The 662-nt window shown below is 71.6% G+C and carries 1 protein-coding gene; it reads right to left on the bottom strand.

Annotated elements, in window-relative coordinates; genetic code table 11:
• Positions 1-662 (bottom strand): phosphopantetheine-binding protein (locus GCT19_RS45195; RefSeq protein ID WP_152855128.1); only part of this gene is annotated, 662 nt, incomplete at both ends.

Below are 662 nucleotides of genomic sequence, written 5' to 3'. Positions count from 1 at the left end.
CCAGCCCTCCGGGCACCGTGGCCACCACCCGGTCGATCTCCGCCTGGCTCAGCCCGATGAGCGGCAGCATCCCGGGGGTGATCGCCGTACTGTGCGCGGTAATCAGGTTGGCGGGGACCGCGACCTCCTGATGGCGCCCCACGCTGGCCGCCAGATCGGCCAGCACCGGCCGCGCGAACAGCGTGCGCACCTCCATCCCCAGCGAGCGCTGCCGCAGCCGCTCCATCAGTTGCACGGCCAGCAGCGAATGACCGCCCAGCTCGAAGAAGTGGTCATGCCGACCGACCCGCTCCAGACCTAGAAGCTCGGCCCAGATCTCTGCCAGCGCCGTTTCGACTGCGCCCTGCGGCGCCTCATAGGTCGTCCGCGCATACGCATCGTCAGCCGGCGCGGGCAGTGCCTTGCGGTCGAGCTTGCCGTTCACCGTCAGCGGCAACTCCGCCAGCGGCACGAACGCCGCCGGCACCATGTAGTCCGGCAGCTGCCCCACCAGATGCGCGCGCAGCGTCGCCGCAAGCTGCGCTTCCTGCGCCTCCTCTGCGGCCACCACATACGCCACCAGCTGCGGCTCGCCGGCCCGCTCCTCGCGCGCCACCACCACCGCCTCGCGCACCCACGCATGTCCGCACAGGTGCGCGGCCACCTCGCCCGGCTCGATGCGA

Origin of the sequence: Paraburkholderia atlantica (assembly GCF_009362785.1) — a bacterium.
Taxonomy (GTDB): domain Bacteria; phylum Pseudomonadota; class Gammaproteobacteria; order Burkholderiales; family Burkholderiaceae; genus Paraburkholderia; species Paraburkholderia atlantica.
The sequence above is the reverse complement of the archived record's forward strand: the minus strand, read 5'-3'. Positions and strand labels throughout refer to the sequence as shown.